The organism is Huintestinicola sp. (assembly GCF_051882455.1).
In the GTDB taxonomy this organism is placed as follows: domain Bacteria; phylum Bacillota; class Clostridia; order Oscillospirales; family Ruminococcaceae; genus Huintestinicola.
This window is the reverse complement of record NZ_JBJERV010000095.1, coordinates 75,614-92,932: the sequence shown is the minus strand read 5'-3', so window position 1 is coordinate 92,932 and position 17,319 is coordinate 75,614. Positions and strand designations below refer to the sequence as shown.

The 17,319-nt window shown below is 39.3% G+C and carries 12 protein-coding genes; 11 read left to right on the top strand and 1 reads right to left on the bottom strand.

Annotated features, from left to right (window positions below):
• The first annotated feature begins 124 nt into the window (after positions 1 to 124).
• Positions 125 to 2,860: a tetratricopeptide repeat protein gene (locus ACI4J0_RS11950; RefSeq protein ID WP_439766041.1), complete on the top strand. Its 2,736-nt coding sequence runs from the start codon at positions 125 to 127 to the stop codon at positions 2,858 to 2,860.
• Between the two features lie 75 nt (positions 2,861 to 2,935).
• On the opposite strand, the gene ACI4J0_RS11945 is transcribed toward ACI4J0_RS11950, so the two are convergent.
• A complete protein-coding gene (locus tag ACI4J0_RS11945; protein ID WP_439766040.1) occupies positions 2,936 to 3,256 on the bottom strand; it encodes a hypothetical protein in 321 nt (106 codons plus the stop codon).
• 241 nt (positions 3,257 to 3,497) lie between these two features.
• Between ACI4J0_RS11945 and ACI4J0_RS11940 the strand changes: the two genes are divergently transcribed.
• From ACI4J0_RS11940 to ACI4J0_RS11895, 10 genes are all read left to right on the top strand, one after another.
• Positions 3,498 to 5,456 carry a methyltransferase domain-containing protein gene (locus ACI4J0_RS11940; RefSeq protein ID WP_439766039.1) on the top strand — a complete coding sequence of 653 codons (1,959 nt, stop codon included), beginning with the start codon at positions 3,498 to 3,500 and terminating at the stop codon, positions 5,454 to 5,456.
• 13 nt (positions 5,457 to 5,469) lie between these two features.
• Positions 5,470 to 5,991, top strand: coding sequence for a hypothetical protein (locus tag ACI4J0_RS11935; protein ID WP_439766038.1), 522 nt, complete (start codon positions 5,470 to 5,472; stop codon positions 5,989 to 5,991).
• Positions 5,992 to 6,004: 13 nt separating this feature from the next.
• Positions 6,005 to 7,051, top strand: a complete 1,047-nt coding sequence (locus ACI4J0_RS11930; protein ID WP_439766037.1) for a glycosyltransferase family 4 protein — start codon at positions 6,005 to 6,007, stop codon at positions 7,049 to 7,051.
• Positions 7,052 to 7,064: 13 nt separating this feature from the next.
• On the top strand, positions 7,065 to 8,231 hold the full coding sequence (locus ACI4J0_RS11925; RefSeq protein ID WP_439766036.1) for a hypothetical protein: 1,167 nt from the start codon (positions 7,065 to 7,067) through the stop codon (positions 8,229 to 8,231).
• A gap of 73 nt (positions 8,232 to 8,304) precedes the next feature.
• Entirely contained in the window at positions 8,305 to 9,894 is a 1,590-nt protein-coding gene (locus ACI4J0_RS11920) for a hypothetical protein (protein WP_439766035.1), read from the top strand.
• The gene (locus ACI4J0_RS11915; protein WP_439766034.1) at positions 9,895 to 11,274 is read left to right on the top strand and encodes an MBOAT family O-acyltransferase; all 1,380 of its coding nucleotides are present in this window, start codon (positions 9,895 to 9,897) and stop codon (positions 11,272 to 11,274) included. It abuts the gene before it with no gap.
• A 165-nt stretch (positions 11,275 to 11,439) separates the two neighbouring features.
• Positions 11,440 to 14,388, top strand: a complete 2,949-nt coding sequence (locus ACI4J0_RS11910; RefSeq protein ID WP_439766033.1) for a hypothetical protein — start codon at positions 11,440 to 11,442, stop codon at positions 14,386 to 14,388.
• Positions 14,389 to 14,432: 44 nt separating this feature from the next.
• Positions 14,433 to 16,313, top strand: coding sequence for a membrane protein insertase YidC (gene yidC / locus ACI4J0_RS11905; protein ID WP_439766098.1), 1,881 nt, complete (start codon positions 14,433 to 14,435; stop codon positions 16,311 to 16,313).
• Positions 16,303 to 16,587 carry a hypothetical protein gene (locus ACI4J0_RS11900; protein WP_439766032.1) on the top strand — a complete coding sequence of 95 codons (285 nt, stop codon included), beginning with the start codon at positions 16,303 to 16,305 and terminating at the stop codon, positions 16,585 to 16,587. The genes yidC and ACI4J0_RS11900 overlap by 11 nt, the downstream gene beginning before the upstream one ends.
• A gap of 3 nt (positions 16,588 to 16,590) precedes the next feature.
• Positions 16,591 to 17,316 carry a metallophosphoesterase family protein gene (locus ACI4J0_RS11895; protein ID WP_439766031.1) on the top strand — a complete coding sequence of 242 codons (726 nt, stop codon included), beginning with the start codon at positions 16,591 to 16,593 and terminating at the stop codon, positions 17,314 to 17,316.
• The last annotated feature ends 3 nt before the right edge of the window (positions 17,317 to 17,319 follow it).

Here is a 17,319-nt window from a genome sequence, read left to right as displayed (position 1 = left end):
GATTTTGAAATGACGCTTTTCACTGTTTTTACAAAATTTTATTCAAAACTACAAAAAATGGTTGAAAAGATTGTTGGACTGTGGTATAATACAAACAATATAAACCCGGAAAGGATTGCATATCATGAGCACCAATGAAAATGTAGACATCCTGAAAAAAGCAGGCAATAAATTTTTTCATCCGTTTCTTATGACCATACTGGAAAAGCTTATATCTGACAATGTAAATCTGTGGGACAACCTGAAAAATGAGGATCAGCAGAAGAGAGATCCCAAACACCGCATATTGGATAACAGATCACGTCTGAATGAGCTTGATCTTCAGGCATGTCAGAAGCTGTTTTATTATCGTTCTGAGGTGACGGATCAGTTCGAAAATTCATTTGGTAAACCATTTATTTACAGGATACAGATGAAGACTGCTATTGATTGCAGAAATGATTACAGCCATGATGACTTTGATCCGGAATCGCTTGATGATGTGCTCACCGGTCAGTATCTTATGAATTATCATGAATTGATGAAAGGACTGGCTTTCACATCTGATGAAGCTGAAAAAATATTCAATGAATACAGCATATACATGGGAAAAAACGCTGAGATTACCATTGCAAAATCCTACCCGATAAGTGAGCTTGCCGTGAATAAACTGAGCGGTTATTCGGAAGAGGATATAGCAAAAGCGTGTGTAGATCTGAAAATATCGCTGTATGATGATAACAGTTCGCTGCGCTCGGTAGACCCGGAGCGTGATATTTCACGAATAGAAAAACACCTGAAGTCGCAGCGGGAGCAGCTTCCCGTCCTTTCCTATATCCTGCCGCCTGAGACAAAGAACTTCATCGGCAGAAAAGACCTGTTTGAGCAGATAAGCGACCGTCTTGCGCAGAAACACATCGTTATCCTGAAAGGCATGGGCGGAATGGGAAAATCCTGCACGGCAGCGAAATATGCTAACACCCACAAGGAACAGTACAGTACGGTACAGTATGTGTTCTTCAAGAAAGACCTGTATCACACCATACTTTCAATGTCGTTTGCGAACCTCATGGAAAATGAACGCTCAGACGATGAAAAGTACGCCTCCAGACTGGATATCCTCCGCCGCCGAGGCAGCAGTGTACTGCTTGTGATAGACAACATGGACATTGAATTTGATGACCATTTTAACGATCTGATGGAGTGCGGCTGCGATGTGATAATCACGTCCCGCTGCAATATCCTGGGCGCAGAGGATCTTCTGCTGCCTGTACCTCCGCTCTCCCGCGATGAGCAGGTCGCACTTTTCGAGAAGCACTACCGTCCTCTGAACGATGATGATGAGCGAAATGCGCTGGACGAGCTGCTGACCGCCATTGATGGCCATACTTTGCTCATTGAGCTTTCAGCGAAGACGATCCTCAACGGCGACCTGGAGATCAGGGATATCACCGTCTGTCTTTCGCAGGACGGCAACACCAGCCCGGAGGAGTTCGTCAACATTACCAAGGACGGCAAAGCTTCCCAGGATACACTCGATGGCTTCATAGATAAGCTCTACAAAGCCTCCAGCATTGACGATGACGAAAAGGACGTGCTGTCTATGCTTGCCCTGGTACCCCTGTCCGGCATAGGCAGAAAAGATTTTCAGCGGCTGGCTGGGCTTAGCAACAACAATATCATAAACGGTCTTGGTGACAAAAGCTGGGTGATGATAAACAACAGCCAGAATCCTGTGCTGATACACCTCCACCCGATGATACTCAAAACGGTGAACAACAATATTTCCAGAACATACACCCGTTACGAGGTTTTTCTGGAAAGGCTGCGCGATTTCATATCTGACGAGGACGTCTCCCGGCAGAGCCTGACTGCGCTGTGCGAGACCGCAAAGAATACCGTAAGACGTATCCCGATGGAAACGGAGGAGCAGCTCGGCGCAGGCTGCGATCTTGCAAGGCTGGTCAATGACAGATGCAGCTATAATAACGCCTGCAAGATGTGCGGCATGCTTGTTGATAACGCACGGAAACTTGGCAGGGACAGGATCATCGTCCGACTGCTGGAGATAAAGGCAGAGTCTGAGACAAGCCTTGGCAGATACAACGACGCGATAAATGACTTTTCAGAGGCGATAGACCACTACACCGATGAGATAACGGAATATTCGGTGTGGTATCTATATAACAGGCTGGCGTTTGTCTACCGCAAAAAGTCCGATTATGACCAGGCTCTGAAATACTATGACAAGACCCGCGAAGAGCTTAGCAAGGACGAATACAAAAACAACAATGCCCGTCAGCTGGAGCTTGCCACCACGATGAACGACATCGGTATAGTAAAGCTGAACCAGGGCGATCATGAAAATGCACTGGACAGTTACAAGAGATCCCTGCAAATCAGAGAGAATACACCCGGTGCAAAGGATTCCGACATTGCCTATTCATATCACAATATCGGCACTGCATACCAGAAGATGGGTAATTTTGAACTGGCAAAGACTTACCATGAAAAGGCACTGGAGATACGCCGTGAACGCCTGAATTATCCCAACTATCACCCTGATGTCTCCGCATCGCTGGCGCATATAGGCAACGATTATCTCGGAATGGGCGACTTTGAGAATGCTAAGAAGCTGTACGACCAAACGCTGGAGATACGCCTGAAGCAGTTCGGTGAGATCCACCCGCAGACTGCGTGGGTATACTGCAACATCAGCGAATGGTATGAGAAGCAAGGCAAATATAAATATGCTCTGGAGTATATGAGCCGAGCGGTAGAGATACGCAGGTCATGTCTCGGTGAAGAGCACATCTATACCAAAAATGCTGTCAAAAAGCATAAAATGCTTGCCGAAATGCTTGAAAAGGCGTCTGTCTGAAACAAATCAAAAACACTCGTAAAATAGGTAGTCAGTCTGTTGAATAACCCCTAATTCTGCCGCAGAATTAGGGGTTTAAATCGTATGTTGCTCCAAAACAGGGATAAAAATCAAAAATACAGAGAAAAAATCATTATCTGCGTTTTTTACTTTTTTTATTTCTTTTTTATGGGGGGCTTTTTTATTTGGTTCAGGCGGTGCAGCTGCTTCTTTTTGCTCCTCTATGTAATATGACGCCAGGCTAACAGAAATAATAATGAATATGACACCTATCCACACGAGAATTATGCCGCCTACATCACCCGATTCCAGTACCCATGAAATGTCTGATATATTTCCGTTCCGGATAATTGTGGGAAGGGCATAGGGGTCATCGTCAGACTCGCTTCTGTACACAGATATCTCGTTATCACAGACCGCGGATGGTCCGCACACAAAATTATTTTACTTGACAAAAAAGTACATTTGTGGTATAATGTATAAGTATAATTTTGCTTACAAAACGATTATTTATATTAAGTGAAGTATTAAGCGGCATAATTTTTCCCTATGCCTTAACCAAAAATTTTGAGGTGAATATATGTTCTCGGATTTGGATAACAGTTCGTATTACTTTGGCCGCAAGTCTTTTGAAAGTATGACGCTGGACATTTATGACGATGATACTTTGGAGTATTCTTCACTCTATGGCGATCTGAAAAGGAAAAAAGATGATCTGGACAAGCTCAGGTTTGTTACCCCTGCACGTCTTCCCGCGGAAAGAGGAGGCGTTGTAAATATACGGGAACTGCTGGCATATGACGGCGAAAAATTTGTTAATATGGCTTATATGACCATTATAGGAAGAGTTCCCTCAAAAAGTGAAGCAGAGTCATTGCTTGCGCTATTATCAAAAGATAACAGCAGAAATGCAAAGCTTGAACGCATGAAGGTAATGGCTTCATCTCAGGGCGGAAAGCAGAGAGGAATAATCCTTACGGGCTATGAAAGTATAAATGTCGATCAATTATATAAGTTTACCGACAGAGAATTTATAGAGAAAGCATACATCAATATTCTTTGGAGAAAGCCTGATGCTCAGGGAGGAAAAAAGTTTCTTTCCAGGCTTCGGTCTTTAGAGTATTCTCCTGCTGAGATATTACATATGCTGCGCTATTCCGCTGAGGGTGAGAAGTGCGGTGTGGATATTATCGGGCTTGACAGGGATTACAAAAAGAGAATGCGAAATAAAAAGCTTATGCGTATTCCTGTAATAGGCAGGCTCTTTAGTTGTTTTGTCAGCATTTTCAGAGTAAACAGCAGAATTAACGCGCTGGTAAATGAAAATTATCGTCTGCGTGATGAACTGTACAATGAACGTATCGCTCTTGATGATAGAATAAATAATGTTAACGGTAGTCTTGCAAAGAGAATTGGCAATAATGACCGAAAATTGGCAGAGCTTACCGGTAAAATAAGCAAGCTTTTGAATCAGTCGGAAGTAATAAACAAAAAATCCCAAAAAATTGCTGAAAGCCTGGCCGAGCTTGATATCTTTGCTCATCAGATAGACGACAGCACAAACGATTTGCTTAAAGCACAGGAGAACTATGACAGAATTTTGGGTGAGCAAGCTGCTTCCATCGTACAGCTGGCGGAAGATGTGCAGGCAAGAACAGATTCCTTCGAAAACAGTTTAAGACAGCTTGACGGCTATACTCATCAGATAGGTGATAATGTCGGAGATATAAACAAAGCATTATCAAATTACGACAGTATTCTTTCCGAATTTGTCGATGGGGACAAAAAGACCATTCAGCTCCTGCTTGCGGAGGTCTTCAGTCTGAAAGCAAGAATAAATTCTTTGGAAAAAGGAACTCAAAAAAATGCCGGGACAGCTTCTTCTCAGGCGGAAAGCGTTCAGTATTCTGCACCGGAAAATTCCAATGTCTATAATTCGATAGATTATTTTGACTTTGAAAATCATTTCAGAGGAAGCAGAGAGCATATTAAATCTGTTCAGAAGATATATATCCCGTATTTCAAAGGCAAAAAGAATGTCCTGGACCTTGGCTGCGGCAGAGGAGAGTTCACCGAGCTGCTTTCGGAAAATAACGTGGGAGTTACAGGTGTGGATCAGTACGAGCCATATGTGGAATATATGAAATCTCTGGGGCTTCCTGTGGTTCTCGATGACGCAATTGCTTATCTGAGCCGTCAGGAAAGCACTGATGGAATTTTCTTGGGACAGGTGGTTGAGCATATCACTACAGATCAGATAGTGACTATATGTAATATGGCGTATGAAAAGCTGGAGGACGGCTGCTGCCTTATTATGGAGACTCAGAATCCACAGACGCTGGCAATTTTTTACGGTGCATTTTATATCGATCCTTCGCATCAGAAGCCTGTACACCCGTTAACACTGAAATATCTCGCTGAAAAAGCCGGCTTTTCAAAGGTAGACATCATTTATCTTGAGAGCAGCAGGTATCCGTTAAGCATACCGAAAATCAAAGAAGACGAAACAGAATTCGGAGAATTTAACGAGTCTATGCAGAAAGTTTCCGAACTCCTTTTCGGATGCCGTGATTATGCGGTAGTTGCAAGAAAGTAAGGTGTGGGAGCATATGATAAATATTGAAGAGATCAAAAAAGCGACCCCCAAAGAAAGCCTTCTTTGCGAGCTTATTGAGACCGAGCTTATGGGCGTTATTATTGACGAATGCTGTACCGAAGACCAAATGGGAATGGTGATAAACGCCGTTTATCTATATAAAAGAGCCTGCGGTGAAAACATCAGAGTCTTTGCAGTGGGGGACCATAATGATACGCCATATATCAGAATGCTTATGAAGGGCTATGCGGTAACTGACAATATTGAATTTGTCAGAATTTCCGAAGCTGACAGTCTGCTTACACGTTTCCTCGGAAGCGAAGCATTGATCACTTCCGACAAGGAAAGTGACTGTTCTCGCCTGGCAAAAGATTTTTATGTTCCGAGGCTTTGTTTGTCGGACTGTAAGGATTTTTTGCTTTCAGACGGAGTTCTTTATATCGGGTCAGAGCCTTCGTCCGTAAGCGCAGGACTAATGGTCATCAGAGAAAGAAAATATTCCGATGAGCTTTCGGGACACAAAAGATTAGTTTAATGGGAGGATCATAATGAGAATTGCTATTGTTACTGTGCAGGTCCCTTTTACCACAGGAGGGGCAGAGATCCTGACAGAAATGCTGAAGGATGAACTCATAAAAAGGGGACATAAAGCAGATATAGTATCTATCCCATTTAAATGGTATCCTCAGGAAACGCTGATAAAGGCTATGAATATGGGCAGAATGATCGATCTTTCCGAAGCAGGCAGGGAAAAAATCGATAAAGTTATTGCAATGAAGTTTCCTGCATATTATATCCAACATGACAATAAAGTGCTTTGGCTAATGCATCAGCACAGACAGGCATATGATATCTGGGGGACTCAGTACGGTGATATAAATTGCTGGCGGGACGGCGAAAAAATAAGAGATTTTATTGTTGATTGTGATAACAGATACCTTTCTGAATACAAAAAAAGATTTACAATAGCTCAGAATACGTCAAACCGACTTAAAAAATATAACGGATTGGATTCAACGGTGCTTTATCACCCTCCTTTAAATTATGAGAAGCTCCACTGTGAGGATTATGAGGATTTCGTGTTTTATCCCAGCCGTATCAACACAATAAAGCGTCAGAGGCTTCTGGTAGAAGCAGCAAAATATATCAGGTCTGATGCAAAAGTTGTTATTGCAGGCGGCGGAGATTCCGGGGAGATAGAATACTTAAAGCAGCTTATCAGTGAAAATGATCTGGAGAATAAGGTCATTCTTGCAGGCTTTATTTCGGAAGAGGAAAAGATCTCCTACTATGCAAGGTGTCTTTGTGTATATTTCGGCGCATATGACGAGGATTACGGTTATATTACGCTGGAAGGCTTTTTCTCCGAAAAACCCGTTATCGTTCATACCGATTCGGGTGGACCTCTTGAGTTTGTTGAGGATAATGTTAACGGATTTATTCTTGAGCCGGAGGCAAAGAAGATAGCCGAAAAGATAGATTATCTTTATAATAACCGCAGCGAAGCTGAAAGATTAGGAAAATCAGGAAAGAGATCGCTGATCGACAAGCATATGGACTGGGATTATGTTATAGACAGTCTTCTTTCTGAATAAGCGGGGTGTATCGATGAGTAAACCAAAACTTTTATATGCAAGTCCGTTTCCGCCGATGAAAAGCGGAATTTCGGATTATTCAGTGGTACTTGTAGATGCACTCAAGGATAATTTTGATATCACTTTGTTTTCAGACAACTATGATATCACCGATGATTCATTGAAAAAATATCCTGTTCTGAAATTTGGCGCCGATATAGTCGATTTTGATAGCTTTGACTATATTCTGTACAATATGGGAAATAATGCTGAGTTTCATTCATACATATATGAAACTGCATTGAAACACCCCGGAATTATTATTCAGCATGATCTGGTTCTGTTCCATTTTATCTGGGGGTACTATAAAGAACAAAAGAGGACGCTTTTTACATCTTTATATAAAGACTTTTCCATTGAGGAGTTTGTTTCTTTCAAAGAAGGGTTTAAAAATCATCAGATCAATATACAATTAGCGTCCAAACTGCCCCTGAACACCGAGCTGCTCAGATCGGAAAACAGGTTTATTACACATTCGGAATATACAAAGAATAAAATCCTTGATACCGGATTAGTTAAAGCTGACCGTATTGCGCATATCAATTTAATTGAGCAGATATCCGATAATGCGGTTATCATTGACAGGGAAGAGCTTTTCGGGAAATACAAGATTCCTACAGATGCAGTGGTTATTTGCGCATTCGGTTATATTCAGAATACTAAGCTCAACAGGGAAACATGTCATGCTGTAAAAAAAATCGCAGCAAGATCCGATAAAAAGATATGCTATGTTATGGTGGGAAAGGGCGAATATGTTAATGATGAGCTGGAAGACGGTCTTATCATAAAGACAGGCTTTACCGAGCTTGATGAGTTCAACAGCTTTGTAAGTTATGCCGATATTATAGTAAATCTCAGAAATCCCACTATGGGTGAGACATCGGGTGCAATGCTCCGTATCTTACAATTGGGCAAGGTATGCATTACAAATAACGGCGGATGGTTTTCCGAGCTTCCCGATGACTGCGTTTGCAAAATTGACCTTGATGATACCGAAAAAAATCTTGAAGTGGCTCTTAGTGAGCTTATTTCAGATAGAGACAAATGCTGTCAGATGGGAAAAAATGCTGCAAGGTATGTTAAAGAGGAGTGTTCGGCAGGAGTCATTTCAAAAAAGATGACGGATTTTATTGTTGGATAGCGGATTTAGTCCGGGAAAAGGTACATCTTCTCTTATCCATTTAAGCTTGATTACAAATTCGGAGGAATGGTATATGGATATAATAAAAAAGACAAGTGTTATTGTTTTTTTACTCATTATCTTTTTGCCAATGATACTGATGGCAGCCAAAAAATTGTTTGAAATTGATGTAGATGTTGAGCTTAAAGGATATACTGACAAAGTTGAAAGTAAGGAATTAACGTTTGAGAATTTTGTTTCGGGCGAATATCAATCGTCAGCATCCCAAATGACAGACAAGCAGTTACCGTTACGCGGTATTTATACAAAAACATATAATACATTAAGATATAATTTATTTAATGAAGCCAGAGATCCGATGGGTAAGGATCATTATATTATTTCAAAACATTATATTTTATCAGAACTCAATATCGGCAATTCCAATGATTTTTCAATAGAAGAAAATCAGGAAATGATGGAAAAATTTGTAGGTCATCTCTCAAGCGTTCAGAAAAAATTAGATAAATGGGGCAAAAAATTATATATATATATTATACCAAGCAAGGCACATCTTTTTTTGGATAAAATACCCGAAAATTATGTTTACTTGAAGAACGATACTAATATTTATTCTGCAGATCTGTTTAGGGATAAAATTTCAGCTACTGATGTAAAAGCGCTTTTTTGTGAGGACTATGCAGACCAATTGAATTATCCGACATATTATGCTTCGGGAGTTCACTGGTCACGCATTTATGAACAGACTACAAGCCAGCGGATCATAAAAGAGCTGAATGAAATAACAGGAAAAAATTACAGAAATATGGTTTTTACCGGTGTTGAGGAAAGAAATACTCCGTTCTGGCGTGACGCGGATGTATGGGATCTGGCAAATGTATGGAATAAACTTGATGAAACATTTTATCAGTATTCCACTGCTCCGGCAGAATATGAATGTTATGATAATATGCATTTATTGTTATATGGTGATTCATTTGCGGAAGGGTTTATCAAGGATGTTACCACAATGTATCCGGACGAAGAAATATACTTTGTAAGTTATAACAATTATATAAAGGATCCAAATGGTGATATCACAAGGATAGATGGCGATTGGGGCAAAATGGATTTTAATTATTATCTTGACAATTCTGATGCAGTAGTAATTGAATTGGTTGATTCAATGATAAAGAACCGTACAAACGGATTTATAGAGAATCTTGATGCAGCGCTTGATAATTATGTGCCCGGAAAAGTATATATGTCATCTTTTGACGGTGCATCAAATGAACAATATAATATGTCTGAGAATATTGGAGTATATGAGAAAGAGAATGGCTTTGTGTGGGTAAATAAAGAATTTTCTTTTACTTTACAGTCTCCTGAAATAAGTAATAAGGGTTTATTCATAAGATATGTCGTTCCGGGTCAGGTCTTTGATGGTACGAATGAGGATATGGTCACATTTTATGTAAATGGTGAGAAGGTGGCGGAAAATGTTTGTTCCGAAGCCGGGGCATATGAGCTGATCCTAACGCCTGATATGCTGGAAAAGAATGATAATCATATCTACACGATCTTTGGAAAGTGCAGCAATTCGTTTGTTCCCAAAGATGCCGGATTAAATGATGATGCCAGAGAGCTAGCACTCAGGATAGAATATTTGGGGGAGGCCAAATAAGTGGTTTTTTCATCGACTGTTTTTTTATTTATATTTTTGCCTGTGGTTCTTATCCTGTATTTTCTTTCCGCTGAAAAGTATCGGAATGTAATATTACTTCTTGCTTCGTTATTTTTCTATGCCTGGGGAGAACCTAAGAATATTCTGGTAATGCTGGCTTCAATATTGATCAATTATGGTCTGGGATTTCTGGTTCAAGAAAACCGAAAGGGTCGTTCTCTGTTTTTAGCTTTTTCTGTGATCTATAATTTAGGCGTACTTTATGTATTTAAATATCTGAATTTTACAGTAGATACGATAAATTCAGTATTCGGAAGCAGCATACAGATTCAAGAAATACTTCTTCCTATAGGTATATCATTTTATACATTCCAGATAATGTCCTATGTTATTGATGTATATCGCGGAAATGTCAAAGTCCAGAAAAATCTTATCAATTTAGCGCTTTATGTATCGATGTTTCCTCAGCTCATTGCGGGACCTATTGTAAGGTATGTTGATGTTGAAAAACAGATTCTTGATCGTAAGACTACATGGGATAATGCATACACAGGTGTTATGCGTTTTTCAGTTGGTTTTTCCAAAAAAGTGCTTATCGCAGATCAACTGGCTAAAATCGCCGACACGGCATTTGGCGGAGAGTATGGCTCGATATTTGTGAATTGGATAGGTATAATTGCATACTCTTTACAGATATTTTTTGATTTCAGCGGATATTCTGATATGGCGATCGGCTTAGGTAAGATCTTCGGATTTGATTTTCCCGAAAACTTTAATTATCCGTATATATCTCAGTCAATTCAGGAATTCTGGCGCAGGTGGCATATCTCATTAAGTTCTTGGTTCAGGGATTATCTTTATATTCCTCTTGGCGGAAGCCGTGCAGGCAAAATGAGAACATATATTAATCTTATCATTGTTTTCTTTATGACAGGTCTCTGGCATGGAGCAAGCTTTAATTTTATTGTCTGGGGACTGTTCTATGCAGTTTTCCTGATAATTGAAAGATTAGGGTTTTCAGAGGTTCTTAAAAAGATACCGTCAGTATTCAGGCACATTTATGCGCTGTTTGTCATTCTGATCGGCTGGGTGTTCTTCAGAGCGGATTCTCTGTCCGCGGCGATCGAATTTATAAAGGGTATGTTTACACTATCAGGCTCAGATTACAATAATTTCAGATTTGTAATGACAAATGAATATTGGTTCTTTTTGATCGCAGGAATAATTTTTTCAATTCCTCATTCAAAACTTACCGGACTTATTAAAAAGAACAGTGTTAAGGAGAGCATATATCAGACGTGTGTGCTGTTGATTTTCTTAGTAGCAGTTTGCTATATGGTCGGCAGCGGATACAGTCCTTTCCTTTATTTCCGTTTCTGACATATTAGCGACAGACATAAAAGTGTATACGGGATTATCAGAAAAACATTGACTTTATAATATGAATGTGCTAAACTATTAAGTGTATATCAATTTGAATGGTATGCTCTATTGTATTTTAAAATGATCACTAAATGGTTATTGTCTTAAAAAGAGGTTATATGTATGATAAAAAAGATAGTTGGGAAAACAGACCTTTTTCAATGGCTTGCGTTAGCATTTGAGATCAGCTTCATGCTGTGTATGTTTGCACCAATAGACATTTTTTTTGCAAATAAAGATGAATATTGGTTTTCGTTCGGTCAGCTGATGTCTGTATCGGCAATTGTATTTGTTTTGGCTTTCCTGATACTGTCTGTATGTTTTTTTGGAATAAGCAAGCTTGGCATATCCAATTATGTGTATGCTGCGCTTGTATGCGGATTAGTTTATCTGTATATACAGGGAAATTATATCCCCAGAAATTACGGAGTGTTAAATGGCACTGATATTGATTGGAATTCATATGTAAGTTATGGAATAGCCAGTATTGCAGTAATAGCAATATGCATAATTTTATGTATCATACTTTGCGTTAAATTCAAAGAAAAGGTCCCTGTGTTTGGCAAGGGAGTTTCTGTATTTCTCTTTTTGATTCAGCTCGTTACTACCGGAACACTTGTTGTGCAAAATATCGGAGGTATGCAAAATACATTTCAAGCAGTCAACACCGATAAGAATTTGTTTGAACTTTCATCAGACAGGAATATTGTTGTATTCATACTTGACACTTACGATGGAGAATATTTTAGCGAACTGCTCGACAGTGATAATGAAAAATATTCTGAAATGTTTGCAGATTTTACATTCTATAAAGACACATTAGGCGCATATCCTACTACGAAATGTGCTATTCCATATATGCTTACAGGAAAATGGTATGAAAATGAAGAACCCTATGTTGATTATATAAAAAAGTCATATATTGATAACCCTGTGTATGAAAAATTTAATGAAAAAAACTTTACTTTGAATGTATATACTAATTCCATGTATCTTTCACCCGAAAAAATAGAATATGAAAATATAGAAGTCGGTCATTATATAATATCAGATAAATCGGAATTTGCAAAAGAAATATATAAATTGGTTTCTTTTAATTATATGCCTCATCAGTTAAAGCAGTATTTCTTTACGGATACGGATACAATATCAAAATTAAAAACGTCCGATACATCAGGAGCTGCTTTTTCACCCGACGTTCAGAAATTTGCAGAACGTTTCGAAAAAGAGGGGCTTAGTCTGTCAAAGACCGGTAATCTGTTTAAGTTTTATCATTTAGAAGGAACACATTCTCCATATACGTTCGGAGAAGATCTGAAATCTGATAGTGATGTTCAATATACACCTTATGATGAAGCTGCGGGAAATGCTTTACTTGTAAAAAAATATATAGATAGTCTAAAATCCAACGGAGTTTATGATGATTCAACAATAGTTATTCTTGCAGATCATGGTCAAGTCGGATATAGCCAAAATCCGATATTTATGATAAAAAATGCGGGCGAGCATCATGAATTTCAAGTATCTGATACAAGTATGTCATTTGAATTTCTCGATGATATATGGATAGCGCTTGCAAATGGAGAAATAGTTGATGATAACTTTATCAGTAACTGTTCTCTTGAGTACGGAAGCCGGAGATTTCTTTTCTATAATTGGGACGATGCCTGGTCAAGGCAGTTTATGCCCGGAATGGAAGAAATGTTCTGTAAAGGTACAGCCTATGATACTGCAAATCTGGAGCCTTCGGGAAGAATGTATTTGTCCGAGAATGCCGACTATTCATATGCATTAGGAACAGTTCTTGAATTTACCGATGGCAGAACCGGATATACATATTGTCCATATGGTATTTCCTATGGTAATGTAAATCAAAAAGCGCTGCTGAAATTTGATCTGAGTGGTCAGAAATTTGAAAACATTAAGGTTACTGTTCATACTGCAGACAAATGTGGTGACGGAGCAGTTTCGCTTTATGCAAATGATCAGCTTACAGCTGAGCTGTCATATGGAGCGGCAGAAGATATTAGCTTTATTATTCCAAAAGCATCAATCAGTGATGATAATATCCTTGAATTGGTGTTTGATCAGACGGGCAGTGAAGACAGCGAAATAAGTTTGCTCAAAAAGACCAATCTTAAAATTGATACTGTTGTTTTGGAAAATTCGTCTGAGGAATTTGATTTAAAGAAACAACGCACAGCATTTTCATTTGATCTTGGAAAAACGGTAAGTCATAATGAATTTCCTCGTTTTATTCAAAAAGGCTTTTCGACAGTTGAAGAATCTCTCATCTGGACTAATGGAAATGAGGCAGAACTCAAGGTCAACATCAATGAGGATTTCCATAATATTAAATGGGATATAAATTGTAAATCATATAACGGGGAACAGCCGGTACAGGTATATGTAAACGAGTCCTTGATTGCAAGATTTACTGCAAAGGGAAAGGACAACTATTCCATAATTATTCCCGGAGAACTGATCACGGACGGAGAACTCGTAATAAAGCTGCTGCTGCCAAATGCAGTCGCACCTTGTGATGTGGATCCAAATTTCGGGGACAAAAGAATGCTTGCATTGGCATTTTATGAAATGACATTCTCTGATACTGATGAAGAAATGTCAGTAGATGCTGCCTCCGGTTCAGCTTATTATGATTTAGGTACTGAGCTTTATTTTGACAAAGAAAGAAATACGGTCAGCAAGTATTGTATTTCGGGATTTTCCGATTCGGAGACAAACGGTACCTGGACTGATAAGACAGAATCGGAAATGAAATTTATGATAAAGAATTTTGACAATACAGATCTGGAACTCACTTTGAATTATAAAACATTCAACGAGTTTCAAAATGTAACAATTTATGCCAATGGCAAAAAAGTTGAATCATATATCGCAGAGGATGACCAGACAAAGACAGTTTTAATTCCTGCGGATTGCATCAAAGATGGCGTGCTGGACCTGATATTTGAACTTCCTGATGCTATATCACCTAAGGAACTTGGAAAAAGTGATGATGGCAGAACTTTGGCTTTGTATTTTAAAACAATTACAATTTCTGAAAAATAGAGGTAATACATGTGAATATATTATATGCGGCTCTGGAATGGGTTATGAATATATGTTACGGCATATGCCATAACTATGGTTTAGCAATAATTCTTTTTACTTTGATAAGTAAGATAATTTTGCTGCCGGTATCATTGTGGACATATTTTAACTCAATAACAATGCTGAAGATCCAGCCGGATATTAACTTTATAAAAGTGAAATATTACGGTCAGGACGATCAGATAGCCGAGGAACAATCCAAACTGTTTAAGGAAAAGAAATATCATCCTCTGGCATCGACTATTCCCACAATTATTCAATTGGTTCTGCTGATGGGAGTTGTTGAGGTCATAAAACTTGGAATTGCCAATCCTTCAATTGATATGCGTTTCGGTCCTGTAGATTTGGGACAGGTTCCCAGTCAGGTCGGGGTCAGCTTGATCTGGTCACCGATAATTGCCGGTCTGGCAGCGCTTATCCTTTGTATCGCTCAGAATAAGAGCAATGTTTTACAGGCAGAGCAGACAAAGATAAATAAATACGGAATGACCATTTTTTCAGTAGCGCTTTCCTTATATCTTGGCTGGTTCGTAGCTGTGGGAACTGCATTTTACTGGGTATGCAGCAACTTAATGGCAGTTTTACAGATGTATATCTGTAACTGGATAATTCGTCCTCGTAGATTTGTGGATTATGAACGCCTGGAAGAAAGCAGAAAACAGCTTGCCGAACTTCAGAGCATAGGCAAGAAAAAGAAGGAGGGCTATTTCTCAGAAAACAGAAGAAAAGAACGTGCTGATTACAAGAGATTTTTTTCGGTAGTCAACAAGCATCTCGTCTTTTATTCCGAAAGTAACGGCTTTTATAAGTATTTCAAAGGATTTATTGAATACATTCTAAAGAATACCAATATTACCATTCATTATATTACAAGCGACCCAAATGATAAAATCTTTGAAATGGAGAAGGCTGAGCCTAAGATCAGAGCATATTACATCGGAGAAAACAAGCTTATCACACTGATGATGAAAATGGACGCTGATGTGGTAGTTATGACCATGCCCGATCTGGAAAATTTCCATATCAAAAGAAGCTATATAAGGGATAACATAGAATATATTTTTGTGCAGCACGGAATGGGCAGCAACAATATGGGTATGCGCAAAGGCTGCACAGAACATTTTGATACGATTTTCTGCTCCGGTAAGCATCAGAAGGAAGAGGAAGAAAAAACCGAGAAGATGTTTTATAAATCAAGCAGAAATCTTGTGGAGCTGGGATACCCGCTTATCGACGAGCTGAGGAAGGATTACAATTCCACAGAGCACAAGCCGAATGAAAAAAAGAAGATTCTCATTGCTCCGTCATGGCAGAAGGATAATATCATTGATAACTGCCTTGAAGAACTGCTTGACAGTCTAAAAGGCAAGGGATATGATATCACAGTAAGACCTCATCCCCAGGAAGTCCGTCTGAAAAAAGAATATATGGACGCATTGAAGGAAAAATATTCTTCCTCTGAAATAGAGATACAGACTGACTTTTCTTCCAACAGTCCTATTCTTGAAGCGGACCTGCTCATCACTGACTGGAGCGGAATCAGCTGGGAATATGCTTTTACAACGCTTAAACCCATACTGTTTATCAACACCCCCATGAAGGTGATGAATCCCGATTATGAGGCGATAGGCGTTACTCCTCTTAATATCTTACTGAGGGATAAGCTTGGAAAAAGTCTTGATCTGGATAACCTTAGTGAAACAGAAAATACGGTGGACTATCTTCTGACCCATACTGAGGAATATCGTCGGCAGATCAATGATCTTGCCCACGAATATCTGTATAATCTGGATCATTCTGCCGAAGTTGGCGGAAGATACATTATCCGGGCTGTTCAAAATAAAATTCAGGAAAAAAAGGAGAAAGATAAAAATGAAAAATAAGTTTGGTGCAATAATTGCAGGCTCTTCGGTGATTTTTGGAGCAATGCTGTTCTTTGGCGTTAACGGAAGAGCTTACATTGACCCTTCCGTTATGACATATCTCATACAGGCTATTGCAGGCGTGGTTATTGCAGTAGGAGCAGCTGTAGGTATTTATTTCAGAAAGGCAAAAAAGAAAATAAACGACAAGCTGGGTATTGACGAGAATAAAAATAAAGAAGTGGAGAGCGACGACATCATTGTAAATGAAACTGATGGGAAGGACGAAAAGTAAGCTATGCAGTTATTGATCCTTTCCGATATCCACGGCAATGTCAGCGCATTGAACAGCGTTCTTTCGGATGTGAATAAAAGATTCAGACCCAACGCACTTGCGCTGCTGGGCGATAACATTGATTACGGTATGCGCTCAAATGAAGTAATTGCTGTTTTAAAGACCGTTCGGATACCTATGGTTTGCTCATTGTGGGGCAATCACGAGTATGCGATATTAAAGCAGGATTATGCTCATTTTTCCTCCGAAAGAGGTGTTGCGTCCGCCAAAAGGACTCGGCAGATATTAACGGCTGAGTCTATGGATTACCTGAATAAAATATCGGGTAAAGAGGGATATGCTGAATTTGAATTAAACGGAAAGAAATTTTTAGCTGTTCACGGAAATCTGGAAAACAAATTCTGGGGAGGTCTGAAACCCGAGGGCAGTTTATCCGGATATGAGAAATATGATTATGTTCTTTCGGGGCATACTCATTATGCCCACATTTTTCCGCGGTTTTACGATTCGGACGACAAGGCTCACAGAAATAAAAAAAGGACTATTTTTATAAATCCAGGCTCGGTGGGACAGCCCAGAAACCACGATCCAAGAGCTCAATATGCGGTTTTGGATCTTGAACAGGGTATATTTCTATGCGGTACAGATTACGATATTGCATATGAACAAAGTCTGTTTACGGATGATGTAGACCCGTTTTACAGAGACAGACTGACATTGGGGGTTTAAGCA